This window comes from Bradyrhizobium australafricanum (assembly GCF_020329495.1).
In the GTDB taxonomy this organism is placed as follows: Bacteria; Pseudomonadota; Alphaproteobacteria; order Rhizobiales; family Xanthobacteraceae; genus Bradyrhizobium; species Bradyrhizobium australafricanum.
The window spans coordinates 1-26305 of the sequence record NZ_JAGKJL010000041.1; the positions used below are offsets into that span (position 1 = coordinate 1).

General features: G+C 64.1%; 23 protein-coding genes. 4 read left to right on the forward strand and 19 right to left on the reverse strand.

Going from position 1 to position 26305, the window contains the following annotated elements; all coding sequences use genetic code 11:
• Positions 1-703: 703 nt before the first annotated feature.
• Complete coding sequence (locus J6525_RS30125) at positions 704-1378, reverse strand: helix-turn-helix transcriptional regulator (RefSeq protein WP_028345120.1); 675 nt, start codon at positions 1376-1378, stop codon at positions 704-706.
• 234 nt (positions 1379-1612) lie between these two features.
• Between J6525_RS30125 and J6525_RS30130 the strand changes: the two genes are divergently transcribed.
• The gene (locus J6525_RS30130; RefSeq protein WP_312009960.1) at positions 1613-2701 is read left to right on the forward strand and encodes a serine hydrolase domain-containing protein; all 1089 of its coding nucleotides are present in this window, start codon (positions 1613-1615) and stop codon (positions 2699-2701) included.
• A 134-nt stretch (positions 2702-2835) separates the two neighbouring features.
• Positions 2836-4425: an ABC transporter substrate-binding protein gene (locus J6525_RS30135; protein ID WP_225647394.1), complete on the forward strand. Its 1590-nt coding sequence runs from the start codon at positions 2836-2838 to the stop codon at positions 4423-4425.
• A 6-nt stretch (positions 4426-4431) separates the two neighbouring features.
• Here J6525_RS30135 and J6525_RS30140 read toward each other — a convergent pair whose 3' ends face one another.
• From J6525_RS30140 to J6525_RS30180, 9 genes are all read right to left on the reverse strand, one after another.
• Positions 4432-5835 carry an amidase gene (locus J6525_RS30140; RefSeq protein WP_225647395.1) on the reverse strand — a complete coding sequence of 468 codons (1404 nt, stop codon included), beginning with the start codon at positions 5833-5835 and terminating at the stop codon, positions 4432-4434.
• 86 nt (positions 5836-5921) lie between these two features.
• Positions 5922-6683 (reverse strand): SDR family NAD(P)-dependent oxidoreductase, encoded by a 762-nt coding sequence (locus J6525_RS30145; protein ID WP_225647396.1) that lies wholly within the window; start codon positions 6681-6683, stop codon positions 5922-5924.
• Between the two features lie 63 nt (positions 6684-6746).
• A complete protein-coding gene (locus J6525_RS30150) occupies positions 6747-7457 on the reverse strand; it encodes an ABC transporter ATP-binding protein (RefSeq protein ID WP_225647397.1) in 711 nt (236 codons plus the stop codon).
• The gene (locus J6525_RS30155) at positions 7447-8166 is read right to left on the reverse strand and encodes an ATP-binding cassette domain-containing protein (RefSeq protein ID WP_225647398.1); all 720 of its coding nucleotides are present in this window, start codon (positions 8164-8166) and stop codon (positions 7447-7449) included. Before J6525_RS30155 ends, J6525_RS30150 begins: the two co-directional genes overlap by 11 nt.
• 3 nt (positions 8167-8169) lie before the next feature.
• The gene (locus tag J6525_RS30160; RefSeq protein WP_057015931.1) at positions 8170-9243 is read right to left on the reverse strand and encodes a branched-chain amino acid ABC transporter permease; all 1074 of its coding nucleotides are present in this window, start codon (positions 9241-9243) and stop codon (positions 8170-8172) included.
• 13 nt (positions 9244-9256) lie between these two features.
• Positions 9257-10123, reverse strand: coding sequence for an ABC transporter permease subunit (locus J6525_RS30165; RefSeq protein ID WP_016845722.1), 867 nt, complete (start codon positions 10121-10123; stop codon positions 9257-9259).
• A gap of 93 nt (positions 10124-10216) precedes the next feature.
• Complete coding sequence (locus J6525_RS30170; RefSeq protein ID WP_141339913.1) at positions 10217-11431, reverse strand: urea ABC transporter substrate-binding protein; 1215 nt, start codon at positions 11429-11431, stop codon at positions 10217-10219.
• Positions 11432-11489: 58 nt separating this feature from the next.
• Positions 11490-12485: an acetamidase/formamidase family protein gene (locus tag J6525_RS30175; protein ID WP_057015930.1), complete on the reverse strand. Its 996-nt coding sequence runs from the start codon at positions 12483-12485 to the stop codon at positions 11490-11492.
• Between the two features lie 17 nt (positions 12486-12502).
• Positions 12503-13903, reverse strand: a complete 1401-nt coding sequence (locus J6525_RS30180; RefSeq protein ID WP_225647399.1) for an amidase — start codon at positions 13901-13903, stop codon at positions 12503-12505.
• Between the two features lie 423 nt (positions 13904-14326).
• Here J6525_RS30180 and J6525_RS30185 point away from each other — a divergent pair, with 423 nt between their 5' ends.
• Entirely contained in the window at positions 14327-15490 is a 1164-nt protein-coding gene (locus tag J6525_RS30185; RefSeq protein WP_157346087.1) for a transporter substrate-binding domain-containing protein, read from the forward strand.
• Positions 15487-16074, forward strand: coding sequence for an ANTAR domain-containing response regulator (locus tag J6525_RS30190; RefSeq protein ID WP_225647400.1), 588 nt, complete (start codon positions 15487-15489; stop codon positions 16072-16074). The genes J6525_RS30185 and J6525_RS30190 overlap by 4 nt, the downstream gene beginning before the upstream one ends.
• Before the next feature lie 9 nt (positions 16075-16083).
• Here J6525_RS30190 and J6525_RS47310 read toward each other — a convergent pair whose 3' ends face one another.
• The 9 genes from J6525_RS47310 to urtB form a co-directional block, all read right to left on the reverse strand.
• Positions 16084-18372 (reverse strand): nitric oxide reductase activation protein NorD, encoded by a 2289-nt coding sequence (locus J6525_RS47310; RefSeq protein WP_225647401.1) that lies wholly within the window; start codon positions 18370-18372, stop codon positions 16084-16086.
• A gap of 14 nt (positions 18373-18386) precedes the next feature.
• Positions 18387-19214, reverse strand: a complete 828-nt coding sequence (locus J6525_RS30200; RefSeq protein ID WP_051002629.1) for a CbbQ/NirQ/NorQ/GpvN family protein — start codon at positions 19212-19214, stop codon at positions 18387-18389.
• A 34-nt stretch (positions 19215-19248) separates the two neighbouring features.
• Complete coding sequence (locus tag J6525_RS30205) at positions 19249-20268, reverse strand: alpha/beta fold hydrolase (RefSeq protein ID WP_225647402.1); 1020 nt, start codon at positions 20266-20268, stop codon at positions 19249-19251.
• 34 nt (positions 20269-20302) lie between these two features.
• Positions 20303-21637: a purine-cytosine permease family protein gene (locus J6525_RS30210; RefSeq protein ID WP_225647403.1), complete on the reverse strand. Its 1335-nt coding sequence runs from the start codon at positions 21635-21637 to the stop codon at positions 20303-20305.
• Between the two features lie 95 nt (positions 21638-21732).
• A complete protein-coding gene (locus J6525_RS30215) occupies positions 21733-22770 on the reverse strand; it encodes an aliphatic amidase (protein ID WP_028331418.1) in 1038 nt (345 codons plus the stop codon).
• 33 nt (positions 22771-22803) lie between these two features.
• Positions 22804-23496: an urea ABC transporter ATP-binding subunit UrtE gene (gene urtE, locus J6525_RS30220; protein WP_057015923.1), complete on the reverse strand. Its 693-nt coding sequence runs from the start codon at positions 23494-23496 to the stop codon at positions 22804-22806.
• The gene (gene urtD, locus J6525_RS30225; RefSeq protein WP_225647405.1) at positions 23489-24241 is read right to left on the reverse strand and encodes an urea ABC transporter ATP-binding protein UrtD; all 753 of its coding nucleotides are present in this window, start codon (positions 24239-24241) and stop codon (positions 23489-23491) included. The genes urtE and urtD overlap by 8 nt, the downstream gene beginning before the upstream one ends.
• A complete protein-coding gene (gene urtC, locus J6525_RS30230) occupies positions 24238-25377 on the reverse strand; it encodes an urea ABC transporter permease subunit UrtC (RefSeq protein ID WP_225647406.1) in 1140 nt (379 codons plus the stop codon). The genes urtD and urtC overlap by 4 nt, the downstream gene beginning before the upstream one ends.
• 16 nt (positions 25378-25393) lie before the next feature.
• Positions 25394-26263 carry an urea ABC transporter permease subunit UrtB gene (gene urtB, locus J6525_RS30235; protein WP_092080021.1) on the reverse strand — a complete coding sequence of 290 codons (870 nt, stop codon included), beginning with the start codon at positions 26261-26263 and terminating at the stop codon, positions 25394-25396.
• Positions 26264-26305 lie beyond the last annotated feature (42 nt).

The window sequence follows — 26305 nt, forward strand, 5'->3', positions numbered from 1 at the left end:
TGACAGCCGCCGCCTAATCGATTAGCCGGCGGGCTCGCTCGCCGGCCGACCGGAGCTGCAAGAGCAGATGGAGCGATCGATCGAGCAACGATGCGAGACAGTCCGCAGGACCCATCGGCCGCCAACAGGCCGCGTGGTTGTTTGGAACTCGCATCGCGCAAACCATCTTGGCCAGCGATCCATTCGATCGCACCCAACAGGCCGGACATATGGATGCAAGCGATCCGATCTCACCAAACAGCTCTTGTGCCACGGGGGCCGTCCACATATGGGTCCTGGCTTTCGCCAGGACGACGATCGTGTGTCGCATCCGCACTGTCATTGCCCGGCTCGCCGCCTCCGCTAAAGCTTCGGCGCGCCAAGGATGCATGGCCTCGTTGAAGCCTTGGCGGAGACGGGACCGGGCGATCCAGTACGCCGCGGCCTCTCGATTCAAGCACAGGCATCTCTGAAGTACTGGATCACTCGCATGCGCGGGTGATGACACCGAAGATGGGAGCGCAATGACGGTGCGTTGTCTCGCGCGAGAACGATCCTCATCGTCGTCCCTGCGAAAGCAGGGACCCATAACCACCGATGTTTATCGTTTCACGACGCTGGAGTGACGAATCCCATTCACAACATCCTCCGCGGCGTATGGGTCCCTGCTTTCGCAGGGACGACGTGCTGGAAGAGCCGCGGGCTCTAATCGACAGCCCGCGCCTCAATGCGGCCGCGACATCATTGCCACGACGGCGGAGCGGGTCTCGACGCCGAGCTTTTCGAAGATATGGATCAGATGCGTCTTCACCGTCGCTAGGCCGATGTTCAGGCACTCGCCGATCTCGCGGTTGGTTCGGCCGCAGCACAATAGCTCGACGACTTCCATCTCGCGCGAGGTCAGGCCAAAGCGCGCCGGCTCGTCGGCATTCGACGACAGGCGGCTGGTGAGGTTGAACTCGAGATAGTCGTGGATCTTCTCCGCAATGTGCATGCTGCCGTCGGGGATCGCGCAGCCCGGCGCCCACAGCACGCTCATTCCGGCGACGATGCGGTCGTTGCGGCGGAAGAAGAACTCGATCATATCGGCGACGCCGCATTGGCCGGCGAAGGCGCGGTAGGTCGCCGCCTCCTGGGTCGCGCATTGGTCGAGCGCCGTGCTCAGCCGCGCAATCGGCCGGTTGCTCGCCGAGCGCGGATGTAACGGATCGAGCCGGTTCATGCCGGCAAGATACTGGTCGTGGAAACTCGGCGGCACGTTGCTGCTGAGCACGAAGCGGTTGAGGGTCAAATTGCCGTCGACCTCGTAAAACGCGGTCGCCGACCCCTCGAGAATGCCGCGCGCGAACTGAATGGCCTGCGTGGTTGCCGGATCCGGTCGGCCCAGAAGCGCGATCATGACCTACCTCCCGATGTTTCCCGATGGCGAACGTCTGCGCGTCGCGTAACCGTCACGCTGAGGCACGCGCGAGCCATAGTCAAGCAAATTGCGGGCCAAACGCACGAAGCGCAGATCCGGGGAAACGGTTACGCCGAAGTAACCCAACGGCCCCCTCCACCATCCGGTTGATTGCGAGCGACGCGAGCCATGCGGAACTTTCGCGCATCATCCGATGTCATTGCTGGATCAAGAATGAATTCGCGTCGCATCATGGCCGCCTTCCCGTCGGCGGCCGACGAACAGGTCACGCTCGCCAACTGGCGCCAACATCCCTTCAACGAGTGGGCATTCCGCAATGTCCGCGAATTGCTGCCCACCGCGAACATCGCGCGCGCCGCAGCGCCGGCGCCACTGTCCTTTGCGCCGCGCTATCTCGACGACCTCAGCTTCGCCAACCCGCGCGGCGAGACGGTCGGCGTCGGCGAGGCGCTGCGCGCCAGCCACACCGACGGCATCGTCGTGTCGCATCGCGGACAGGTCGCGTTCGAATGGTATGCCCATGGCCTGACGCCCGATACCCCGCACCTGATCTTCTCCGTCAGCAAGTCGGTCGCCGGAACGCTCGGCGGCATCCTCGCCGATCACGGCAAGCTCGACCCCGACGCGCCGGTGACGCGCTACATCCCGGAGATGGAAAGCTCGGTCTATGGCGGCAGCTGCAGGGTGCGGCATCTGCTCGACATGAGCGTCGGCATCCGCTTCGACGAGGATTACATGGCGCGCGACGGCGACGTCATGAACTACCGGCGCTCGACCGGCTGGGAGCTGCCCGATCCGGCGATTCCGCCGAGCAATCTGCGCGACTATCTGCGCACGCTGCGGCCGAACGGCGCACCGCATGGAGAGACCTTCCACTACGTCTCGACCAACACCGATGTGCTCGGCTGGGTTTACGAGCGCGCCTGCGGCCTGTCCTACGCAAAGATCCTCTCCCACTATCTGTGGCAGCCGATGGGCGCCGAGCACGACGCCTACATCACGGTCGATTCACGCGGCGCAGGCCGCGTCGCCGGCGGCATCTGCGCGACGCTGCGGGATCTCGCCCGCTTCGGCGAGATGATGCGCAATCACGGCATCAGCAACGGACGACAGGTCGTCCCCGGCTGGTGGATCGACGACATCAGGCAGAACGGCAATGCCGAGGCCTGGTCGCGCGGCGACCTGACGAAAGTGTTTCCACGGCAATTACCGCAACAAGTGGTACACGCTCGACCGGCGCGAAACGCGTTTTGCCGCGGTCGGCATCCATGGCCAGTGGATCTACATCGATCCGGCCAATGAGACCGTGATCGCACGCGTCTCCTCGCAGCCGCTGCCGATGGATCTCGATCTCGATCACATGTGGATGCGCGGCTATCGCGCGATCGCGGCCAGGCTTGCCGGCAAGAGCTGACCGATTGCGACAGGGGGACACCATGGGACCATCGATCAACCGCCGCCGTCTGCTGCAGATTAGCGCGGGAGCAAGCCTCGGCATTGCGATGCCGCGCATCGCGCGGGCCAGTTCGAAGACGATCACGGCCGTCATGCACGCGCCGCTGCGCGCCACCGACCCGATCATGACGACGGCGTGGACCGCGCGCAACCACGGCTACATGATCTATGACACGCTGTTCTCGACCAATTCGAAATTCGAAATCAAGCCGCAGATGGTCGAGGCCTGGGATGTCTCCACCGACAACTTGACCTACACCTTCCGCCTGCGGCCCGGCCTCAAATTCCATGACGGCAGCGCGGTGACGTCGGCCGACGTCATCCCTTCGCTGCAGCGCTGGGCCAGGCGCGACACGATGGGCCAAAAACTCTTCGAATTCGTTGCCGAGCTGAAGGCGGTCGACGAGCGCACCTTTCGCATGGCGCTGAAGGAGCCGTGCGGCTTCGTTCTGGCGGCGCTCGGGAAGCCGACCGCCAACGTGCCCTTCATCGTGCCGGCGCGGATCGCCGCGACGCCCGCCGACCAGGCCATATCAGATCATCTCGGCTCCGGACCGTTCCGCTTCGTGACGGCGGAATTCCAGCCCGGCCTCAAGGCCGCCTATGAGAAGAACCCAGACTACGTTTCCCGCGACGAGCCGTCCGACGGCACCGGCGGCGGCAAGGTCGTCAAGATCGGCCGCTACGAATGGATCAGCGTGCCAGATTTCCAGATCGCGACCAACGCGCTGATGAACGACGAGATCGACTATTTCGAGGTGCCGCCGCACGACCATCATCCGATGCTCGCGCGCGCAGCGAATGTCGAGCTGACCGATTACAACACGCTGGGCTTCTCCGGCATGTGCCGGATGAACTGGCTGGTGCCGCCGTTCGACCGGCCAGAGATCCGCCAGGCCGTGCTGCACGCGGTGAACCAGAAGGACTGGCTCGACACCCAGATCGGCAATCCCGATTACTACAAGATCACGCCGGCGATCTTCGTCGCCGGCACGCCGTTCGAAAGTGCGGTCGGATGGTCGACCAAGGCGGACACCGCGAAAGCCAGGGATCTACTCAAGCAGGGCGGCTACAAGGGCGAGCCGATCACGATCCTGCACGCGACCGACGCGCCTATCATCACCGCGCTCGGCACGGTCACCGCCGAGGCGCTGCGTTCGATCGGCATGAACGTCAACCTGCTCGCGATGGATTGGGGTTCGGTGGTGGCGCGGCGCGCCAAGCAGTCGATGCCGGCCGAGGGCGGCTGGTCGCTCTACCATTCGACCTGGGCCAGCGCCGACCTCGTCAATCCGATCGGCAACGCCTGCGTCAACGGCAAGGGCAAGAACGGCGGCTTCTTCGGCTGGGTCGAGGACGCCGAGCTCGAGCGGCTGCGCGACAGCTTTGCCCGCACCGCGGCGCCGCCGGACCAGAAGGCGCTGGCCGACAAGATCCAGGCACGCGCCTACGAGGTGGTCACCCACGTCCCGACCGGGCAGTACAATCAGCCGGCCGCGACGCGCAAGGCGCTGAAGGACATCGTCCGTGCGCCGGTGCCGCTGTTCTGGAATGTCGACAAGACCGGTTGAGGGCCCTTATTCGATCGGCGGCCGCCGCGTGTGCCAATCCGTCGCCGACTGGAACGCGGCGCCGGCGCGGACCAGCACGTCTTCGGACAGATGCGGGCCGACCAATTGCATGCTGAGCGGCATCTGGTCCGAGGCCATGCCCATCGGCAAGGTAATGGTCGGGCTGCCCGAGAAATCGAACACCGCCGTGAAGCGCAGAATGCTCAGGAGGATATTGGGGTCGGCACCGTATTCGCTCATCTTGGTGAGCGTCGGGATCGGCACCGGCATCGTCGGGATCAGCAGCAGGTCGATATCTTCGAACATGGCGGCAAGGCTGCCGCTGAACTTCAGCCGTTCATGATGGATCGCGGCAATATCGACGCCGCTCGTCGCCCTGCCCTGCTCGATCAGCTGCGCGAGGTCGGGTCCGTATTCCGACTTCCGCGACGGGTAGGTGTCCAGATGCGCCTCAGCCGTCTCCACCGAGCACATCGCAATCCACTGGCTGACGAGCTTCTGGTAAGGCGGGAAATGCACCTCGCGGATGTCGGCGCCGAGATCGGCGAGCGTGCGCTCGGCTTGCACCAGCGCAGCGACGACCTGCCGATCGATGCCCTCCTGGGTGTACCTGCGGTCAACACCGATCCTGAGGCCCCTGATGCCGTCGCCCGCTCCAGCCAGATAGTTCGGCACCGGAACCCGCAAGGCGGTCGGGTCGTTGATATCAGCGCCCGCGATGACGCCGAGCATCGCCGCGGCATCCGCAGCGCTCCGGCACATCGGCCCGACGTGATCGAGCGAGTCGGCCAGCGGGAAGACGCCGTAGCGGCTGACCCGCCCCCAGGTCGGCTTGATCCCGGTCACCCCGCAGGTCGCCGACGGAAAGCGGATCGAGCCGCCGGTGTCGCTGCCGATCGAGCCGTAGCAGAGCCCCGCCGCGGTCGCGACGCCCGATCCGGTCGATGAGGAGCCGACCCAGTAGTTCACATTCCACGGGTTGAGCGGGGCCGGGATTGCAGGATGGTGGCTGGTATAGGCCCCCTCCGTCATCTTCAGCTTGCCGAGCGTCACCGCGCCGGCGACTTCGAGCCGGTCCACGATCGTGGCATTGAAGGACGGTACGAATTTGGCGTGGATCGTGGTGCCGCCCGTGGTCGGCGCAAACGAGGTGTAGCAGAGGTCCTTCAGCCCGATCGGAACGCCATGCAGCGGGCCACGCCAGACACCCTTGGCGATCTCCGCATCGTACTGCTTGGCCTGGGCCATCGCCCGCTCCGCAAGGACCAGCGCATAGCCGTGAAACTGTCCATCCAGCTTCGCAATCCGGCCCAGCATCGCCTCGGTGATCTCCGAGGGCTTCACCTCCTTGCGGCGAATGAGCTCGGAGATTTCGGTGATGGATTTGTAGTGCAATGAATCCGCTGACATCTGACGCCCTGCTGTTATCGGAATATGCCTGTCCGGACCGCCGCCGCGGGCGGCGATCTCGCGACTCTGCTGACGGCGCGCCCCGCCTAGAACTGGACGCCGCGCGTCAACGCGCCGTCCACCACGAGGTTGGTCCCCGTGATGAAGCTCGCCGCTTTGCTGGCCAGGAACACGGCGGCGTTCGCCATCTCTTGCGGCGTGCCCATGCGGCCGGTCGGGTTGAGCGCCAGTGCGGTCTTGTACAGTTCGGGATTGCCGTCCTTGATCATGTTCCAGACACCACCTTCGAAGTAGGTGTTGCCCGGCGACACCGAATTGGCCCGGATGCCCTTGGCTGCGAGCTGGTAGGCGAGACCCTGCGTGTAGTGGATGATCGCCGCCTTGAACGTTCCGTAGGGACCGCTGGCAAAATCGACCTCGCGTCCCGACACGCTCGAGATGGTGACGATCGCGGCGGCGCCGCTCTTCTCCAGATACGGCATCGCCGCGTTGACGAGGCGCACCGTCCCCATCATGTCGGTGGAGAATTCCTTCTCCCAGCTCTCCTCGTCCTGCCCGATCGACAGCGCGCTGACATTGGCGACCACGACATCGATGCCGCCGAGCTTGGACGCCATGTCGGCGACCCAGGCCTTCAGGGCCGGCCCGTTTGAGACGTCGACGGCACTACCGAACGCCGAAACGCCCTTGGCCTTGAGCGCTGTGACCGCAGCGTCGACGTCGCCCTGGTTGCGCGCACAGATGCCGACATTGGCGCCCTCGGCGGCGAACGTGTCGGCGATCGCCCTGCCGATGCCCTTGGTGCTGCCGGTAACGAGAACCTTTGCTCCCTTGAGTCCGAGATCCATGTCCATTCCCTCCGTTATTATCAATTATGCAACGCATTGATCCTCACCGCATCGCGCGGTCGATCACAATAACAGCTGCGCGCGAACGTTGTCCGCGTTGACCTCCTCACCGGCCAGCGATCGCGTGATCTTGCCCTTCTCCATGATGTAGCAGCGCTGCGCGATATCCAGGATGGTGTCGAGATTCTGCTCCACGAACACGATCGTGGTCCCGAGCTCCGCTCGGAACGATTTCAGCGCCTCGCAAATATGCTGCACGATCGACGGCTGGATGCCCTCCGACGGCTCGTCGAGGATCATCAGCGCCGGATTGCCGATCAGCGCGCGGCCGATCGCAAGCTGCTGCTGCTCGCCGCCCGACATGGTGCCCGCGATCTGCCGCCGGCGCTCCCTCAGGCGTGGAAAATACTCGTAGACGAGCTCGGGCAACTTCTTGCCTTCGGGCCCGCCGATCAACTCGCCGACCTGCAAATTCTCCTCGACGCTCATTTGCGGAAACACGTCGCGGCCCTGCGGGATGTAGCCGAAGCCGGCGCGCGCCCGCGCATCGGCCTCGAGCTGCGTGACGTCCTGATCCATGAAGCTGATGGTGCCGCGCCAGGTCTGCAGCAGACCTATCAGGCACCGCATCAGGGTCGACTTGCCGACGCCGTTGCGGCCGATCACGCCGACGATCTCGCCGCGCGAGACCGACATGCTGACGCCCTGCAGGATCGGCGTCGCGCCGTAACCCGCCCAAAGTCCCGACACGTCCAGGATGCGATCAGTGGGCATGGGTCTTACCCAGGTAGATTTCCGCGACCTTCTCGTCTTCCAAAATCGCCTCCAAGCTGCCGCGCGCGAAGATCTTGCCAAGATGCAGAACGGTGACGCGCTGGGCGACCTGACGCACGAACGCCATGTCGTGCTCGACGACCAGGACGGTCATGCCCTCGGCATTGAACGACTTGATCAGCTCGCCGGTCTTGAAAGTCTCTTCCGGCGACATGCCGGCGGTCGGCTCGTCCAGCAGCAGCAGCTGCGGCTGCAGCGCCAGCGCCATCCCGATCTCCAGCCATTGCTGCTGGCCGTGCGACAGCGCACCGGCGAGCTTGCCGCTATCGTCAGCGAGATTGAGCAACGCGAGCAGCCGCTCCTCTTCATCACGGCATTCCGCGCCCGAAATGCGTTCCTGCAGCGCGATCTGGATGTTCTGCCGCACCGGCAGCTCCTTGAACACGCTCGGCGCCTGCATCTTGATGCTCATGCCGCGCTGCACCCGCGCGTAGGGCCGCTCGGCGGTGATATCGATCGAGTCGAAGAAGATGCTGCCCGTGGTCGGCGGATAGAGCCCGACGATCAATTTGAACAGCGTGCTCTTCCCGGCCCCGTTGGGCCCGATCAGGCAGTGCACCTCGCCGGCATTGACCGTCAGGTCGACGTCGGAGACGGCGGTCAAACCACCGAAACGCTTGGAGACACCTTTCACATCGACCAGCGCCATGATTCAGGTCTCATCCGATTGCAGGCGGGCGGTATCGGCCAGCGCGGGGGCTTCGTCGCGGCGCCGACGCCTGGTCCACCAATCGACGACGAGCTTGCCGATGCCGAGCACGAAGCCCTGCGGCGCCAGCATCACGGTGGCGAGCAGCAGCACGCCCATCAGCACCAGCGCCGCTTGCTGGCTGTAGACCGTGATGGTCTGAAAGCCGAACAGCAGCAGGAACGATCCGACCAAGGTCGCGGTCAGATCGTTGCGTCCGGAGAACGCCACCCACACGATCGGCATCGCCGCCGCCGGCAGGCCGATGCTGGATGGCGTGATGAACTGCCCCCACGACGTGTACAGTGCGCCGCTGAGGCCTGCGAGCCCGCTGCCGATCACGAAGGTCAGAAGCTGATACTTGCGGACGTCGTAGCCGAGCATCTCGGCGCGCTGCGGGTTTTCCCGCGTCGCCACGATCACATTGCCGACGCTCGAGTTCACCAGCATGCGCAGCGCGATGTAGACGATCACGATCAACGCGATCATGACATAATAGAGCGCCGAGCCCTCGATGTCGAAGTCGCCGACGGTGAGCGGGTCCATCCCCTTCATGCCGTTGAAGCCGTTCAGCCGGGCCGGACCGATATGCCATTCCGGCCCCGCCGTCTGCCCGAGGAAGAAGGCAAGCACTAGCGTCGCCGACAACGTCACGATGCCGAAGAAAATCCCGCTGATGCCGCCCCAGATCATGAAGTAACCGAGGATCCCGGCCGCGATCATCGCGATGACCACGGAGAGAACCAGCGCGGCGATCGTGGTCGTTCCCCCGCCCATATTGATGGCGAGCACGCCATAGCCGTAGCCGGCGATGCCAAAGAAGAAGGTCTGGCCGAACGACAGCATGCCGCCGTATCCCCACATCAGGCAGAGACCGAGCGCCATGAATATCCAGATCAGGAAGTAGGCGAAATTGCCGACGTCATAGGAATCGGCGAACAGCGGATAGATCAGTGCCCCCGCCAGCACGGCGAGGAAGCAGGACCAGAAGATCTTCCCGCGTCCGAGCGTCTGCGGGCCCTCGAGCAGCTTCAACATCAGAAATTCCCGTCTAGCGCCCACGACGAACCAGCACGCTGGATAGTCCCTCAGGCAGCACACGTATGATCAGGATGACAGCAAACAGCATGCCGATCTGCCCGATGATCTGCCCGTAGCTGGCATTCAATGCCATTCGGATCATCGCCAGGAACACCGCGGCCGGCGCAGTTCCAAGCAGGACATTGGCGCCGCCGATCACCACGGTGACGAAGCTCTCGACCACAAAGGTCGCGCCCATGGTCGGGATCAGCGTCATGGTCGGTGCGTAGAGCGCGCCGCAGAGCCCCGCGAGCGCGGTGCCGATGCCGAAGCTGATGGAATAAATCCGCCCCGTGCGCGCGCCGAGCGCCTTGGCCATCGCCGCATTCTGCATCGTGGCGCGCGCGATCACGCCGAAGCGCGTCTTCATGAAGATGATGTAGAGGCCCGCCAGGACCGCTACCGCACAGGCAAACAGCACCAGCCGGTAGGTCGAAAACGTGTAGCCCCCGATCGCGAAGCTTCCTTCCGGCGTGCCAATACCCCGCACCGCGGAGCCGACGATCAGCAGCATCGACTGCGTCACGATCAGACTGAGGCCCCAGGTCGCGAGTAGCGAGTCGAGCGGTCGCTTGTAGAAGCGCCGCACGACGAGGTACTCGACGATCATGCCGATGATCCCCGCCGTCAGCGCGGCCAGGATCTGCGCGATCGGAAGCGGCACGCCGAGATTCACGAGCCCTACGGTGACGTAGGCACCGCACATAATGAACTCGCCATGCGCCATGTTGATGACGCCCATCATGCCGAACACGATGGCCAGGCCCGCCGCCGACAGGATCAGGAACGCGAAGACATCGGCGAACTGATAGAATACCGAGAAGAGTTCAGCCGACATTCCGGTCTCCCTGATCGCGGCGCCGCATCATTGCGGCGCCGGCTCGCTTCAAAGCCGCGATGCAAACACGAGCAAGATTCGTGCCTGCGCGCATCACGACTTGCTGGGAAGATGACTCGGCGTGTACTGGTCCTTGTCGTTCTTCTTGGTGAGGTCGCAGCCGATCTCGCCAAGCCAGTAAGGCTGGATCGTGCCGTAGTCCTTCTCCACCGTCACCTCATGCTTGGGCCCGACCGAGATCAGGCGCATGCGGTGCGACGTATGCTGGCTCTTCGGGTCGATGCAGACCTTGCCCTCGGGAGCCTCGATGCAGGCATCACCCGTTGCGATTACCTTGCGCATGTCCTCGAGCTTGGTCGACTTGGCCTTCTCGACCAGCGCCTTGTACATGTAGAGCGCGTTATAGGCGTTGTAGCCCATGTCGTTGATGTAAAGCTCATCGGGGAATTTTGCGTGCCAGCGCTTCTTGAAGTCATTGGCTTCGGGGGTATCGATCTCCTCGAACCAGTTCGCGGTCGCATGCATGTTGTTGAGCGCCGGCGGCTTGAACCGCTTGTGCTCGAAGCCGAGCATGATCTTGATCGAAGAGCCCATCGGCAGGTTGAGGTTGGCCGCGGCCGCCTGCTCGAAGAACGAGTCCTGGGCGGCGCCGACATTGATCGTCAACAACCAGTCCGGCTTCGCCTTCTGGATGTTCTGGATCGTCTGCGCGAATTGCGACACGCCGAGCGGGATGAATTCCTCGCCCACGACCTCGCCGCCGAGGTCCTTCATGATCTTGCGGTTCCACTCCGCGGAGATCTGGCCGAAATTGTAGTCGGCTGCGATGACATAGACCTTCTTGCCGAACTTCTGGACCATCCAGGGGATCAGGGTCGAGAACTGCTGCTCCGGCACCGCGCCCATGCTGATCATGCTGGCGTCGCAGACACCGCCTTCATACTGGTTCGTATAGAAGTACGGCGTGGTGGTGCGATCGACGATCGGACGCAGCGCCTCGCGCGATGCCGAGGTGATGCCGCCGATCAGCACGTCGACCTTGTCGCGATTGAGCAGCCGTCGGCCGAACTCCTGATAGCGGGCATTGTCACCCTGGGGATCGAGATGGATCAGCTCGATCTGCCGGCCGAGAATGCCGCCGCTCTTGTTGATCTCCTCGACCGCCAGCTGCGAGCCGTGCAGCTTCGGCATGCCCATGAAGGCGAGATCGCCGGAGACGTCCTCCAGCAAGCCGACCTTCAGCGGCGGTTCAGCCGCCTGGGCAGCACCTATTGCCGCGGTCCCGAGCATTGCACCAAGCAAAGCCATTCCGACTATACGCCCCGAATACATCGCGATGTCCTCTGTCGTTGAAGGATGTTTGAAGTCACGCCTTGAGGTAATTCTTCAGGATCGACGCCCCCATCGTGTATTTGGGATCGACCATGTTGCCGAGCCGCATGCGGCCGGCCTGGCTGAGCAGCATGTAGGCGTCGATTTCGTCGAAGCCGTAATCGGCGCTCATCCAGCGCACGAGCTCGCGATAGGCGATACGCGCAGCGTCCTCGAGCGGGCGTGCGCTGCCGATCGTCATGATGAAGTCGCGCGTCTCCAGCCGCGGCCAGGCGAAGCTCCAGTTCTTGATCAGATCGATCTGCAGCGTCACCGTCGCGCGCTGCTCCAGCGCGACGCCCGAGAGCTCGCCGTCGCCCTGCGTGGCGTGGCAGTCGCCGACATAGAGCAGCCCGCCTTCGGCATGCACCGGCAGATAGATAATCGCGCCCGGTGCAACGTCGGGCAGGTCCATGTTGCCGCCGTGATAATCGGGCTGCAGCGAGGAGATCGCCTCGATCTCTGGCGAGACGCCGATCGTGCCGATGAACGGTTCATAGGGCAGCGTGATCTTGTCATTCCAGCGCACGCCGTTACGGTCGACATGCAGCTTCCTGACGCGTTCCGGCAGCGGCGGATTGAGCAGCGCCGTGGATGCGGTCCCGACCAGGCCGCCGAACTCCGGAATGATGCAGGTCGTTCCGGCCGGCTGCGCGCCGCGGGTCTCGACGTCGCGGATATAGACGGCGAGGCAATCGCCCTTCTTGGCGCCTTTGACCGCGATCGGCCCGCATTGCGGGTTCAGATAGGGGAAGTTCAGCTTCGCCGTAGGGCTGTCGCTTTCGCTGGTGAGCACGCCGCCGAAGGCGTCTTCGGTTTCGACAACGACGACCCCACCTGGGTCGATCGAAAGGGTCGGCTTGGCATAGGGCCCATAGACGTAATGGAAGCCGCCCTGCTGCTCGATCGTCAGGCTATGGGTCGTGCCGGTCGCGCCCTTGGCAAGGGCGCGCTTGGCCATGATGGAACTCTTCAACCAATCCTCGGTCATGCGAACGGCTCCTCAATTCAGATCGCGGGATGGCGCTTGTGCCAGTCGGTGACGCGCTGGAAGGCATCGCCCGCGCGAACGAGGCTTGCTTCGTCGAAGTGACGGCCGACGAACTGGAAGGCGATCGGCCCGCCGTTCGGCGCGAAGCCACCGGGAAGCGTCACGGTCGGGCTGCCGGTCATGTCGAACGGACAGGTGAAGCGCAGCAGCCCGGTAATCAGCGACGGGTCCTCACCCAGAGCCGCCATCTTGGCCAATGTCGGCGCAGCGAATGCCTGGGCCGGGACGGCGATCAGATCGACCGTCTCGAACAACAGCCGCACCGCGCCGCGGAACGCTTCGCGCCGCAGCACGATCTTCTGATAGTTCATGCCGGATTGCGCCCGGCCGAGATCGAGCAGGCCGGCGAGCGCCGGACCATATTCGTCCTTGCGGGCCGGATAGGTCTGTTCATGCGCGACGGCCACTTCGATGCCGCACAGCGGGAACCAATCCTCGATCACAGCCTTGGGATCGGGGAATGTGATGTCCTTGATCTTCGCGCCCAGATCGGCAGCAACGCGTAGCCCTTCGCTGAGCACCTTGCCGGCAGCCTCGTCGGTTCCTTCGCTGGTCCAGCGCCGATCGACCCCGATCGTCACGCCGCGCAAATCGCCGGACAGGCCGGCGAGATAGTTCGGCACGGGCAGCGGCACGGAGGTCGTGTCCTTGGGATCCTGGCCGGCAATCACGGTGAGGATCGCGCCACAATCGGCCGCGCTGCGCGCCATCGGCCCGATGTGATCGAGCGTTGCTGCGAGTTCGAACGCGCCATAACGGCTCACGCGTCCCCAGGTCGGCTTCAGCCCGGTGATGCCGTTGGCGGCTGATGGAAAGCGGATCGAGCCGCCCGTATCGGTGCCAAGCGAGCCGAAGCAAAGCCCCGCGGCGGTGGCGACGCCGGAACCGCTCGACGATGCGCCCGACCACAAATCCGCATTCCACGGATTCTTCGGCGGATCGATCTTCGGGTGGTGGTCGGCATAGGCGCCCTCAGTCTGCTGCAGCTTGCCGAGAATGACAGCGCCGGCATCCTTCAACCGCGCGACGACCGTGGCATCCTCGCTCGGCCGGAAGTCCCGGTGAATGGTCATGCCATGCGCGGCCGGCGCGCCCTTCGCCCAGCACAAATCCTTGACGGCGATCGGCACGCCGTGGAGCGGTCCCTTGATCTTGCCGGACGCGATGTCCTTCTCGGCCGCTGCGGCCTCGGCCAGCGCCGCCTCGCCCATCACATAGGCGTAGCTCTTGAGCTTGCCGTCGAGCTGCTCGATCCGCCCGAGCATCGCCTTCGTCACCTCGACCGGCGAGAGCTTTTTGGCCTGGATTTGCTGCCCGATCTCAATGAGCCCGAGATAGTGAAGATCCGTCGTCGGCATCGTTTCTCATCCCCGCACTTGACATGACGCAAGCGCAGGCACTGCCCATCACCGCGCATGCGCCTCCGGCTTGGCGGCACGGACGTGTCGCCAATTTGTTTAGCGGCAAAAGCAAAAAACCACCCGCCCCTCCGAAACGAAGGTGACGAATGGCCCAAATGCCGCGGCTATGAACTATCGCATGGGTCCGAAGTCGAACGGAGCACTCTGCGCGGCGATCGGGACGTCATCGGCCAAATCGACGCACGCAAGGTTCGACAGGAAGCCCTGTAGGAGAAAATTCTAAGGAGGTGTGCAGCGCGTTGTCAACGAGGCTGGCTGCACAAATTTCGCGAGGTGCATGCGCAGCAAATCGGCATGACCTCTTGCACCGACCTCTGCGAAGATGATTTCCTTGATGCGTTGCGCCGCCGAAAGTACTCAATGACCAAGCCCTCCATTCCAGTTGGCATCATCTGCTCGCAGCACGGGCCCTATCAGGCCATGGGACGCGAGATCCTGAAGAGCGCCATGATGGCAGTCGACGAAATCAACAATCAGGACGAATTCGACTTCGCGATATCTGCGCATGTCCGCGATCCCCGCGGAATCATTTCGGAGTATCACACGGTCTGCGACGACCTCATTCGCAACGTCGGCGTCGAGCACATCATCGGCTGCTACACCTCGGCCTCGCGCAAGCAGGTGCTGCCGATCGTCGAGCGTACCGATCGCCTGCTCTGGTATCCGGCGCGCTACGAGGGGTTCGAATGCTCCGACAACGTCATCTATGTCGGCGCCTCACCCAATCACAACGTGCTGCCGCTGGTGCGTTACGTGCTCGATAATCTGTCGCGCGAGATCTTCTGTGTCGGCTCCAACTATGTCTGGACCTGGGAAACCAATCGCGTCACCCGCGAGCTGGTGACGGCGGCCAAAGGACGCATTCTCGCCGAACGCCTGCTCGAACTCGGTGAGAGCGCGGTCACGCACATCGTGGACGAGATCGTGCGCCGCCGGCCGCCGGTCGTCTTCAACACGCTGGTCGGCAGTTCGAGTTACGACTTCATCCGCGCCTTTCATGCGGCGACTGCCGCGGCCGGCCTCGACATCCCGATGCTGAGCTGCAGCCTGTGCGAGCCCGAGCTCAAGATCGCGGGTCCCGCATCGGCCGGATGCATCACCTCGTCGGCCTATTTCGAAAGCATTCGCCTGCCCGAGAACCGGGCCTTCGTGGCGCGCTGGAAGGCGCGCTACGGCGAGCACAGCAGCCCGTCCGTCGACGGGCAATCCGCCTATGTCGCGGTCTATCTGCTGGCCCGCGCGCTGCAGCGCGCCGGCACATCCGATATCGGCGAGGTGCGGCGCGCCGCGGCCGGCCATCGCTACAATTCGCCGCAAGGTCCGGTCTGGATCGACGGCAGCAACAACCACTGCGTCCTGACGCCGCGGCTGGCCGTCTCGAACGCCGAAGGACAGTTTGACATCTTCTGGGAAGCTGAAGCGCCGGTTAGACCGGATCCTTATCTGACGCAGCTCGACATCGCCGCCAGCCCGGCAAGGGATGGAACGTTGCCGAATGCGCCGCATTTGCGGGTTGTGAAATGAGCAAACCGTCTTCATTTTCGCTGCGCGGGCGCAAGGCGCTCGTCGCCATCAAGGATGAGCGCGATGCCTCGATCGTCAGGCGTCAGTTCGAGCGTCTCGGGATCGAGATCGTCACATGGGAGCCCGGTGCCAGTATCGACTGCCGTCCCGACGTGACGCTGATCGATGATGAGTTCCTGCCGCTCACCTCGCCGGCACAGCGGACGTCGCTTGGACGAAGCCCGGTCATCGCCCTGCTCGGCACCGAGACGCCGAGCCGTCTGAAGCTGGTGCTCGACCTCGATCCGGCGTCATTCCTGGTGAAGCCGCTGCGCTCGGCCGGCATCTATGCCGCGCTCGTCCTGGCTTTCGAGCGAAGCGAGCGCACCAGCGAGTTGAAGCAGCAGGTGCTCAAGCTGGAGCAGCGCCTGCGATCCCGCCGCGTCGTGCTCGCCGCGGTCCTTCAGGTCATGCACACCCATGCGCTGGCCGAGCCGGCTGCCTTTGCGCTGATCCGCCGCGCCGCCATGGAGCAGCGCAAGACGATCGAGGAACTCTCGGCGGAGATCACGGCAAAGGGCTCCCTGCCCCGGGCAACCGGATAGAGCCGGGGACTATTTCTTCAGTTCCGCGTAGAGCTGCATCACCCGTTGCGGCAGCACCTCGATGCGCGGCACGCGGAGCGCATAGCGCTCGCCGAAAATCCGATCGAGCTGGGGAAACCTGTGCTCACCGATACCAAAGGCGAAAATATCGGTGCCGCGCCGCCGCAGCTGCTGCGCGGCCCGGCGAGCGTCCTCGACGAGATATTGCGCATCCGGCACGTCGACGTCGGACGGCTCGCCGTCGGTCAGAACCAGCAGCACTTTCCGGAACGCGCGTCGTTCCGCGAGGTAGCCCCCGGCATGGCGCAATGCCGCGCCGAGGCGCGTGGAATGGCTGCTGCCAAGACCCGCGAGACGTGAACGAACCACGGCATCCATCGGCTCCGCAAAGCCCTTGATGCGCAGATAGCGCACGCGCTCGCGGCCGTCGGAGCTGAAACCATGCACCGCGATCGCATCATTGGCGGCCTCGACCGCCGCCGCCATGATCGCAGCCGCCTTGCGTTCGACGTCGAGGACCGTCCGGCCGCGGCGGTCACGGTCGGCGGTCGATTGCGACAGGTCCAAGAGCAGCAGGATGGCGAGATCGCGCGGTCCCGGCGCATCGCGCTGGTAGACCCTGAGCTCGCTGATATTGCCGGTGCGCCGCTCGATCGTCAGAGCGATCGCCGCGTCGATGTCGAGTGCGTCGCCGTCGCGCTGGCCCTTGTGTCTGATCCGGCGGCCGATCGACGCGTCGCGGGTCAACTCCGTGATCCAGCGCATCGCGTCGGCGTCCGTCGAGGAATCGAAGGGCTGCGCGGAAACGGCTGCATCGGCTTCCAGAATCGTGGTCCAGTCCGGCCGCTCGGTACGCGCCGCATAGTCCCATTCCGGGTAGGTCGCCACCGGAAACCCGTCCAGCAGCGTTACCGCGCTGGCCTTCGCGCGCAGCGTCTCGTCCGGCTTGGCGTTGTCGTCGGCCGGCTGACCACCCGCATCGTCGCGCCGCTCGATCCGGACGGAATCGACGGCAAGTTCGATCGTCTCGGCCGGACTGTCCGGCTGGTCACCGAAATCCCACAGCGCCAGATTATCGTCGCGATAGGCGGGTTCGACGACGTAGCTCTTGGCGTTGAACTGCAGCCGCATCTGCCCGATGTCGTTGCCGAGCAAACCGCCGATCTCGCGGCTGATGGCGGGATCGGTCCAACGGCCGGCGGCAGCGGCAAACAGCGTCCGCCCCTTGGTCACCCACGCATCCGGATCCTGACAATCGGGATCAATCAGCGCCCGCGCCAGCCGCATCATCAGTCCGGCTGCGGTTGCCTGGCCGGCTGGCGTCGCGCTGTGAAATGGCAGCCACAGCCGGCGCAGCCCCGGCATCTGGTGGAGCGCCAGCGCCTCGACCCGGGCATCCTCGATCAGCGAGACCAGCGCGATCTGCAGCGCCTTCAGTCGTCCCACCGGAAAGCGGACGGTGGAATGCACCAGATGCGCGCCGGCATGCGCGACCGCCGCGAGATAGACGGCGTCGGCCGCCTCGCCCTCGAAGCCGGGAAAGGTCTGCGGAAGACCGACGAGGCCGGCGGCGAGCGAGGTCCGCCGCGGCACCGGCGTCGGTGCAACGGCAAGTTTGCGGAAACGCGGCTTTCTGTTCCACAACGCGATCGTGGTTGCAGCGAGGCGCTTCTCCAGCCGCGCGAAATCATCCCCGCTCCGACCGGCTGCGAACAGCTGCGCCGAAAGCTGATCGTCGAGCGCGAAATAGGCGCGGCGGCGCGATGCGCGACTGCCACTGGCGCGCAAGCCAGCGGAGACCCACGCCGCAAACTCCTCGCCGCCGGCATGCGTCAGAAACTGCCCCAGCCGGCCGATCGCGAGCCCCGCCGACTCCGGCCCGGTGGCTGCGAGTTCGTCGAGCGCGGCGAGAACCGCGGTGAGTTCTCCTGCACCCGCAAGCCGGGGCAGCACCTTGGACAATTCGGTCAGCAAGGCATGAGCGACGCGGCTTCCGGCACTGCAGCCGATGTCCCTGACCGCGCGGCCGATCGCGATCAGATCATCGGCCGATCGCTGCGCCGGCCATTGCTCCGATAGACGCAGAAAGCCCTGCACCACGGCTTGACCGAGATTGGCCTCGAACAGGGCGTGCACGGCCTCGTCCCAGACCGCCAAATGATCGAACCAACCGGTTCGCTGCAAAGCGGCGCGCGCCGCCTGCACGGCCGCAGCTACATCGTCATGGCCGCGCAACAGTGCCGCAAGCCGACGTCCGGACCGGAAGCTATCGAGCGAACTGATTTGCGCGACCGCCACCTGCAATCTTCCACTTACCCACAGGCCGAGATCACGTCGCGCAACGTGTTCCTGGTGTCCGCATCATCGGTCAAGGGAACGACGATCGTGGTCTCGCAGGCCTTTTCGAGGCTGATGCCGCATCCGATCAGTCGGCCGGCATTGACCAGCATCCGGGTCGAGGCACCTTCGTCGAGCCCCTGGCCTTTCAGGTTGCGGCTGTGCTGGGCGATCTTCACCAGGAGATCGGCGAGGTTCGGCTCGATACCGGCTTCGCGCGACACCACCTCGGTTTCGGCCGGCCGATCAGGATAGCCGAAATCCAGCGCCGCGAAGCGCTGCTTGGTGGATTCCTTGAGGTCCTTGATCGCGCTCTGGTAGCCCGGATTGTAGGAGATCACGAGCTGGAAGTCGGAATGGGCGTGGATCAGTTCACCACGCTTTTCCAGCGGCAGCACACGACGATCGTCGGTCAAGGGATGGATCACGACCGTCGTGTCCTGGCGCGCCTCGACGATCTCGTCGAGGTAACAGATCGCGCCAAGACGCACGGCGGTGGTGAGTGGCCCGTCACTCCACACCGTGCCCTCTGCATCGAGCAACCAGCGTCCCACCAGATCCGCCGCCGTCATGTCCTCGTGGCAGGCGACCGTAATCAGCGGGCGGCCCAGCCGCCACGCCATATATTCTATGAAGCGAGTCTTGCCGCAGCCGGTGGGGCCTTTCAGCATCACCGGCATGCGGTTGGCATAGGCTGCACCGAACAGTTCGACCTCATCCTTGAGCGGCCGGTAATAGGGCTCTTCCCGGATGCGGTACTGGTCAAGCAGCAAAGCGGGATTGGACAAGCTCACGCCTCCCATGATCGCGCAGGCAGCCGTTCGCAACCGGTCGATATCACGATGCGAGCAGCTCCTTGAGCTTGCCGTCGATAAAGTCGACATCGACCGGATTGGTCCCGGGCCCGCCAGCGAAGTGGCCCCAGATCGACGGTACCGGCACGAGCTTGGCGTTCGGCATGTTCTCGACCTCGAACGCACTGTCCTCCGGCGGGAAATAGAGATCGGTCTGACCCGGCATGACATAGGCCTTGGCCTTGATCGCCCGCAGCGCGGCCTTGAAGTCGCCGTTGTAGATTTCGTTGTCGCTGATGTCGCCGTGCTGCCAGGTCCACAGCATGGTCAGCAGGTTGTTGGGATCCTTCGGCAGGAAGAAACCCTCCCAGAACGCCACCAGGAAATCCTCCAGCGACGAATAGCCCAGCGTCTTGATGTCGAGCTGCTCGCGGTAGAAGGCCTGCGAAAAGCCCCAGCCGGCATAGACACGCGCGGCGGCGCGCAGGCCGCGGGCCGGCTTGTCGGTGTACCAGCCCTCCTTCCACGCAGCATCCGCCGTGAGTGCCGCCTTCACGCCTTCGAGGAACACGAAGTTGTGGCGCGAGCATTTGGCCGAGCCGCAGAACGGCGCCAACAGATCCATCATATCCGGATAGAGCGCGCCCCAATGGAACGTCTGCAGCGCGCCCATCGACCAGCCGACCACGAGACGGATGTGCTTGATGCCGAATTTCTCGGTCACGAGCCGATGCTGGGCGCGCACATTGTCATAGGCCGTCACCTGCGGGAAACGCGGTCCGTTATACGGTTCCGGTGTGTTACTCGGCGACGACGACAGCCCGTTGCCGAGCATGTTCGGAATGATGATGAAGTACTTTGCCGGGTCGAGCGCCCTGCCCGGTCCGATCAGCCATTCATTGTCGTAGTGCTGGCCGGAGTACCAGGTCGGATAGACGATGACGTTGTCCTTGGCTGCGTTGAGCTGGCCATAGGTCTTGTAGGCGAGCTTGCAGTCGCGAATGGTCGCGCCGCGCTGCAAGGTCAAATTGCCGAGATCATGGATCTGATAGTCGACGCTCATTGATGTACCCTTCTTGCTTGATCGAGCTGATCGCTTACGCCGGACGCGCCACCTTTTCAGTCGGAGACTCCACCCGTGCGATCGCACCGTACACGATGCCTGCGACCACCGCGGCGGAGATCGCAGTGGACAGTCCCGGCATCAGGTTTTCAACCGCAAAGGCAAACAGCGACCCGATGCCCCAGGCGATGAACGGCTTCGCACGCCAGTCGACGTCCGCGCGCGCCTCGGCCCGTAGCAGATACTGATCGACCAGAATGATCGCACCGATCGGCGGCACGAGGATGCCGAGCAGCGACAGCCACTGGATGAAGAACGCCCAGACATTGCCGGCAGCGACCAGGATACCAAGCGCGCCGAGCACCACCGCCATCAGCCGCATATTGGTCCCGAGGATGCGCGACCAGCCGGTCGCCGCATTGTACAGGCAATGCGAGCAGACCGAGCCTAAATTGGCATAGAGGAAGATGAACGCGAGGATGCTGAGCCAGGTGAGCTGCTTGCCGTTCATGTAGCCGAACATGTTGTCGACACCGAACGGGTTGGCGTTCGGCACGGCGAGCGCCGCCGTCATCACGCCGCCGACCAGCATCGCGACCAGATTGGCGAACGGAAACGCGCTGAACGTGGCAAACAGCGAGGACCGCGTGCTCGGCGCCCAGCGATTGAAGTCCGCCGTCACCGTGCCTGCGTCGATGAACAGCGCGAGCACCACGGTAAGCCCGACGCCCATCGACATGCTGGCGACGCCATTGTTGCCGGCATAGCCGAAGATCGCCGCCGACGTCGTGGTCGAGGCGGCATCGGCCGCGACCCAGAGGCCAAGCACGACAAACAGCGGCACCGACGCCAGCCCGATCCAGTGCAATCCCTTCACGCCGACGAAGGTGATCCCGATATAGAGCACGCCGGCGACGATGGTCATCGCCACATAGTTGAGGCCGTAGGTCGAGGAGATCAATGCGCCGGTGATGCCGGTCTGCACCGCATACCAGCCGAGCAGCAGGGTCGACAGCAGGCCCGACGCCAGCACGTAGCCCTTCTTTCCGAACACGATGCTGGCGATCAGCGCGAAGTTCATGCCGCGCCGGGTGCCGATCAGGCCGAGTGCGCCCACATAGGCGAACATGATCAAATTGCCGACGATCATCGCCACCAGTGCATTCTTGAACCCCATGCCCAGCACCAACAGCGATCCGGTCATCGCGCCGGTGATGATCATCGGAAAGCCCAGCCACACCATCGTGACCGAGAAGGCGCTGCGCCGGGCGCTCATCGGCACCGGCTCGTGCTCGAATTCATGGCCGAGAAGGTCGTCGATCTGCCCTTCGGTCTGCTGAACCAGCCCGCTATTCGATTGACCGCTCATGATGTCCCCCCTGTTTCCTCCGCGAGGAAGTGTCCGCCGTTGCATCGAACCACGCCGGCGCGAAACATCGCGCCGGCGCCGATCATCGATGTCACTCAACGATGTGCGACTTTCTGGTTCGGAATGCCCTCGATCGGGCATTCGTCGGTTCCGACAGTCGGACGGGTCATGGCCTCGACCATTTCCCGTGTCCCCTCGGGGTCGGTGATCCAGTTCTTGTAGAAGGTGTAGGGGCAGACCGCGTGGCCGCGATCGCCGTCGCCGGAGTTAATCAGGCCGGTATAGCCGCGGTGCATCAGCTTGAAGAGATGGTTCTGCGACTGCATGTTGCGGCGGGCGTCGCGGATCAGCGACACCGAGAGCTGCGCGTACTGGATGCCGTTCTCCTCCGTGCCGCACTCGCCGAGCGTCCTTCCGTCGAAACCGATGAGCGCGGAATGGCCGAAGTAGGAATAGACGCCGTCGAAGCCAGAGGCGTTGGCGACCGCGACGTAGCAGTTGTTGGCCCAGGCCATCGACTTCGAGATCTGGATCTGCTGCTCCTTGGCCGGATACATGTAGCCCTGGCAACGGACGATCAGTTCGGCGCCGCGCATCGCGCAGTCCCGCCAGATTTCCGGATAGTTGCCGTCGTCGCAGATGATCAGGCTGATCTTCAGTCCCTTGGGCCCGTCCGAGACGTAGGTGCAATCGCCGGGATACCAACCCTCGATCGGCACCCACGGCATGATCTTGCGATACTTCTGGACGATCTCGCCCTTGTCGTTCATCAGGATCAGGGTGTTGTACGGCGCCTTGTTGGGGTGCTCCTCGTGGCGCTCGCCGGTCAGCGAGAACACCCCCCAGACCTTCGCCTTGCGGCAGGCGTCCGCGAAAATGCGGGTTTCCTCGCCCGGCACGGACGACGCCGTCTCGTACATCTCCTTGGAGTCGTACATGATGCCGTGGGTCGAGTATTCCGGGAAGATCACGAGGTCCATACCCGGCAGGCCAAGCTTCATGCCCTCGACCATCTTGGCGATGTTGCGCGCGTTATCCAGCACCTCGGCCTTGGTGTGCAGGCGCGGCATCTTGTAATTCACCACGGCAACGCCGACCGTGTCCTTGCTGCTCGATATGTCTCCATGCAACATGTCTCGACTCCCTTTCCTGAGCGATAATTCCCGCTACACGGCCATGTGCAGCTGGATGAGATCATCGGTGAGCTCACCGATCGCGCCCTTGGCGACGACGCGTCCCTTTTCGAGCAGCGCGAAGCGATGAGACGCACGCCGCGCGAACGCGACATTCTGTTCGACCAGCACGACCGTGATGCCGCGCTCGCGATTGAGACTGACGATCACGTCCTCGATCTGCTCGACGATGTTCGGCTGGATGCCCTCGGTCGGCTCGTCCAGCAGGATGACCTTGGGCTTGGCCAGCAGCGCACGCGCGATCGCAAGCTGCTGCTGCTGGCCGCCGGAGAGATTGCCGCCATAGCGATTGAGAAAGTCCTTGAGTACCGGAAACAGCTCGAGCACCCACTCCTCGATGCCGTTGGCAGATCTCGCGGCAAAGGTCCCGAGCGTCAGGTTTTCCCGCACAGTGAACTTCGGCAAAATCCCGCGGCCCTGCGGCACGTAGGCAATACCGGCCTTGGCGCGCTGATAGGTCCGCAGCGGCGAGATGTCGGCACCGTCGAGCGATAGCCGTCCGGTGCACCGGTCCATCAGGCCGAGGATGCTGCGCATCAGCGTAGTCTTGCCGACGCCGTTGCGGCCGAGCACCGAGAGGAATTCGCCATTGCCGACCATCAGGTTGATGCCCTGCAGGGCGCGGCTGTTGCCGTAGAAGGCGTCGACGTCGGTCAGCTCAAGCATGGCTGATGCCTCCCGATCCGAGATAGGCGCGGCGCACTTCCGGATGCGCTTCCACTTCCGCCGCGGTGCCCTCGGCCAGCATCTGGCCCATATGCATCACGGAGATGATGTCGCCGATCGCCTTGACGAAGCCCATGTCGTGCTCGACCACGATCAGCGTGTGCTTGCCCTTCAGCCGTGCGAACAGTTCGGCGGTCTTGCGGGTTTCCTGCGCCGTCATGCCCGCGGTGGGCTCGTCCATCAGGATCAGCTCGGCGTCCTGGGCGACCAGCATGCCGATCTCCAGCCACTGGGTCTGACCGTGCGACAGATAGGCGGCCGGCCGGTCGAGCTGCTCGGTGAGCCCGACCAGCTCGGCCAGACGCTCGACATGCTCACGCCCGGAATTGCCAATATTCCAGCGCAAATTGCCAAGCACGGATGTGCGACGCGCCCGCGCCACTTCAAGATTCTCGGAGACCGACAGCTCGCGGAACACGCTCGGCACCTGGAATTTGCGGCCGACGCCGGCGCGGGCGATTTCGTATTCCTCAAGGTCGTGCAGCGCGGTGCCATCGAAGCTCACCGTGCCGGCGCTCGGCTTGACCTTGCCGCAGATGATGTCCAGCGCGGTGGTCTTGCCGGCGCCGTTCGGCCCGATCAGGCAGCGCAGCTCGCCCTTGCGCACGCTCATGTTGAGTGAATTGAGCGCCTTGAAACCGTTGAAGCTGACCGAGACGTCGCGGAGATCGAGATGGGAGCTCATGTGCTGCCCTCCGTCTGGCCGACGCCTTGCGCCACCCCGCCCGCGGCCGCATGGCGGCGCTGCACGATCCAGCGCAGCACGACCTGTGCGAGGCCGGCGAGCCCCTTCGGCAGGAACAGCACCACGAGCACGAACAGCGCGCCCATCACCAGCGTCCAGGTTTCCAGGAACGCTGCTGACTCCGACAGCGCGCCCTGCATGCCCGCCACCAGCACCGCACCAAGGAATGCACCGACCAGGCTCTGCCGGCCGCCGACCGCGCACCACACCACCACGGAAAGAGAGAGCTGCACGCCGAGGAAGGTCGGCGAGGCAAACTCCATCACCACCGTGTAGAGCATGCCGGCAAGGCCCGCGATCGCCGCCGACAGCGCGAACACAAAGATCTGGTAGAGCGCGACGTCGTAGCCGAAGTAGCGCACCCTGCTCTCATGGTCGCGGATCGCCTGCACGATCAGGCCGGCCTTGGTTCTCGTGAAGGCAAAGGCGACAAGCAGGCTGAGCAGGACACAGCTGGCCACGAGATAGTAGGTTGCGCGGCCATAGGCATCGAACGCGACGCCGAAGATCTCGAGCTGGGCGAGATCGGTGATGCCGTTGAAGCCGCCGGTGTAGCTCTGCTGGTCGATGATCACGAGATTGATCACCACCATGGTGGCGAGCGTGATGATCGAGACATAGACGCCGGTGACCCGTCCGCGGAACATGAACCAGCCGAGCGCCGCCGCAACCAGCGCCGGTACGATCAGGCCGGCGGCGATCGCGAAGGTCAGCGAGCGGAACGGCTCCCAGAACCACGGCAAATGCTGGACATTGTTCCAGACCATGAAGTCCGGCAGTCCGCTCGCTCCGGTATGCACCGGCACGGTCTTGAGCTTGAGCGCCATTGCCATGGCGTAGGAGCCGAGCCCGAAGCTCATCGCCTGGCCGAGATTCAGGATGCCGCCGAATCCCCAGGACAGCCCAAGCGACACCGTGAGGATGCCCAGCACCAGATAACGTGCGACCTTGTTGAGCAGGAAGTCGTTGTTGAGCATCACCGGCAGCGCGAACACCACGGCGCAGACGATCAGCAGAGGCGCAAGTTGCGCGATCAGGCGCTGCAATCCGCTGGAGTTAGGAACATGCGACGGCATAGATGAGCGATCTGTCTCAGGCCCGCACGCGTGCGGTGAAAAGCCCCTCGGGGCGGAAACGGATGAGCACGACGATGGCGAGCAGCACGATCGCCTTGGCCACAGTGTCGTTCTGCAGGAAGGCAATGCCGCCGGAGAGCTCGCCGAGGATGAAGGCGCTCGCCACGGTGCCGGCGAGGCTCTGCACGCCGCCGAGCACGACCACCATGAAGGCATCGACCACATAGCCGGTGCCCATATCGGGCGACACGCTCTTCAGCGGCGACACCAGCGCGCCGGCCAGTCCGGCCAGCCCCGCGCCATAGGCGAAAGTCAGCGCATAGACCCGTTTGGCGTTGATGCCGAACGAGGCAGCGACCGAGCGGTCCTGGATGATCGCGCGCAGCTTCATTCCGACCGTGGTGCGGTTCATCAGCAACCAGGTCGCCACGAACAGTGCGATCGACACCACGAACAGGAACACCCGATAGGACGATACCGGGATGCCGAACACGTCCATGCTGTCGGACAGCGCTGGCGGCAGCTGCACGTAGCGCAGTTCGCTGCCGACCATCAGCCGCACCGCCTGCTGCAGCATGATGCCGACGCCCCAGGTCGCAAGGATCGTGTCCAGCGGCCGGTTGTTGAGCAGGCTTAGGACATAACGCTCGATGACCCAGCCGAACGCGGCGACCACGAGGAAGATCGGCACCAGGCTCGCCAGCAGGCCGAGCCCGAGATAGGTATGGAACACCCAGGCCGCGTAAGCGCCCAGCATCACGAACTCGCCATGCGCGAGATTGATGATGCCCATCGAGCCGTAGATGATCGACAGGCCCAGCGCGACCAGCAGCAGGATCGATCCGATGCTGAGGCCGGTGACGATTTGTTCGATGAATTGGTCCACGTCGGGGTCCGCTTTCGATGTTCGCGTTGTGCGCCTTGCCCC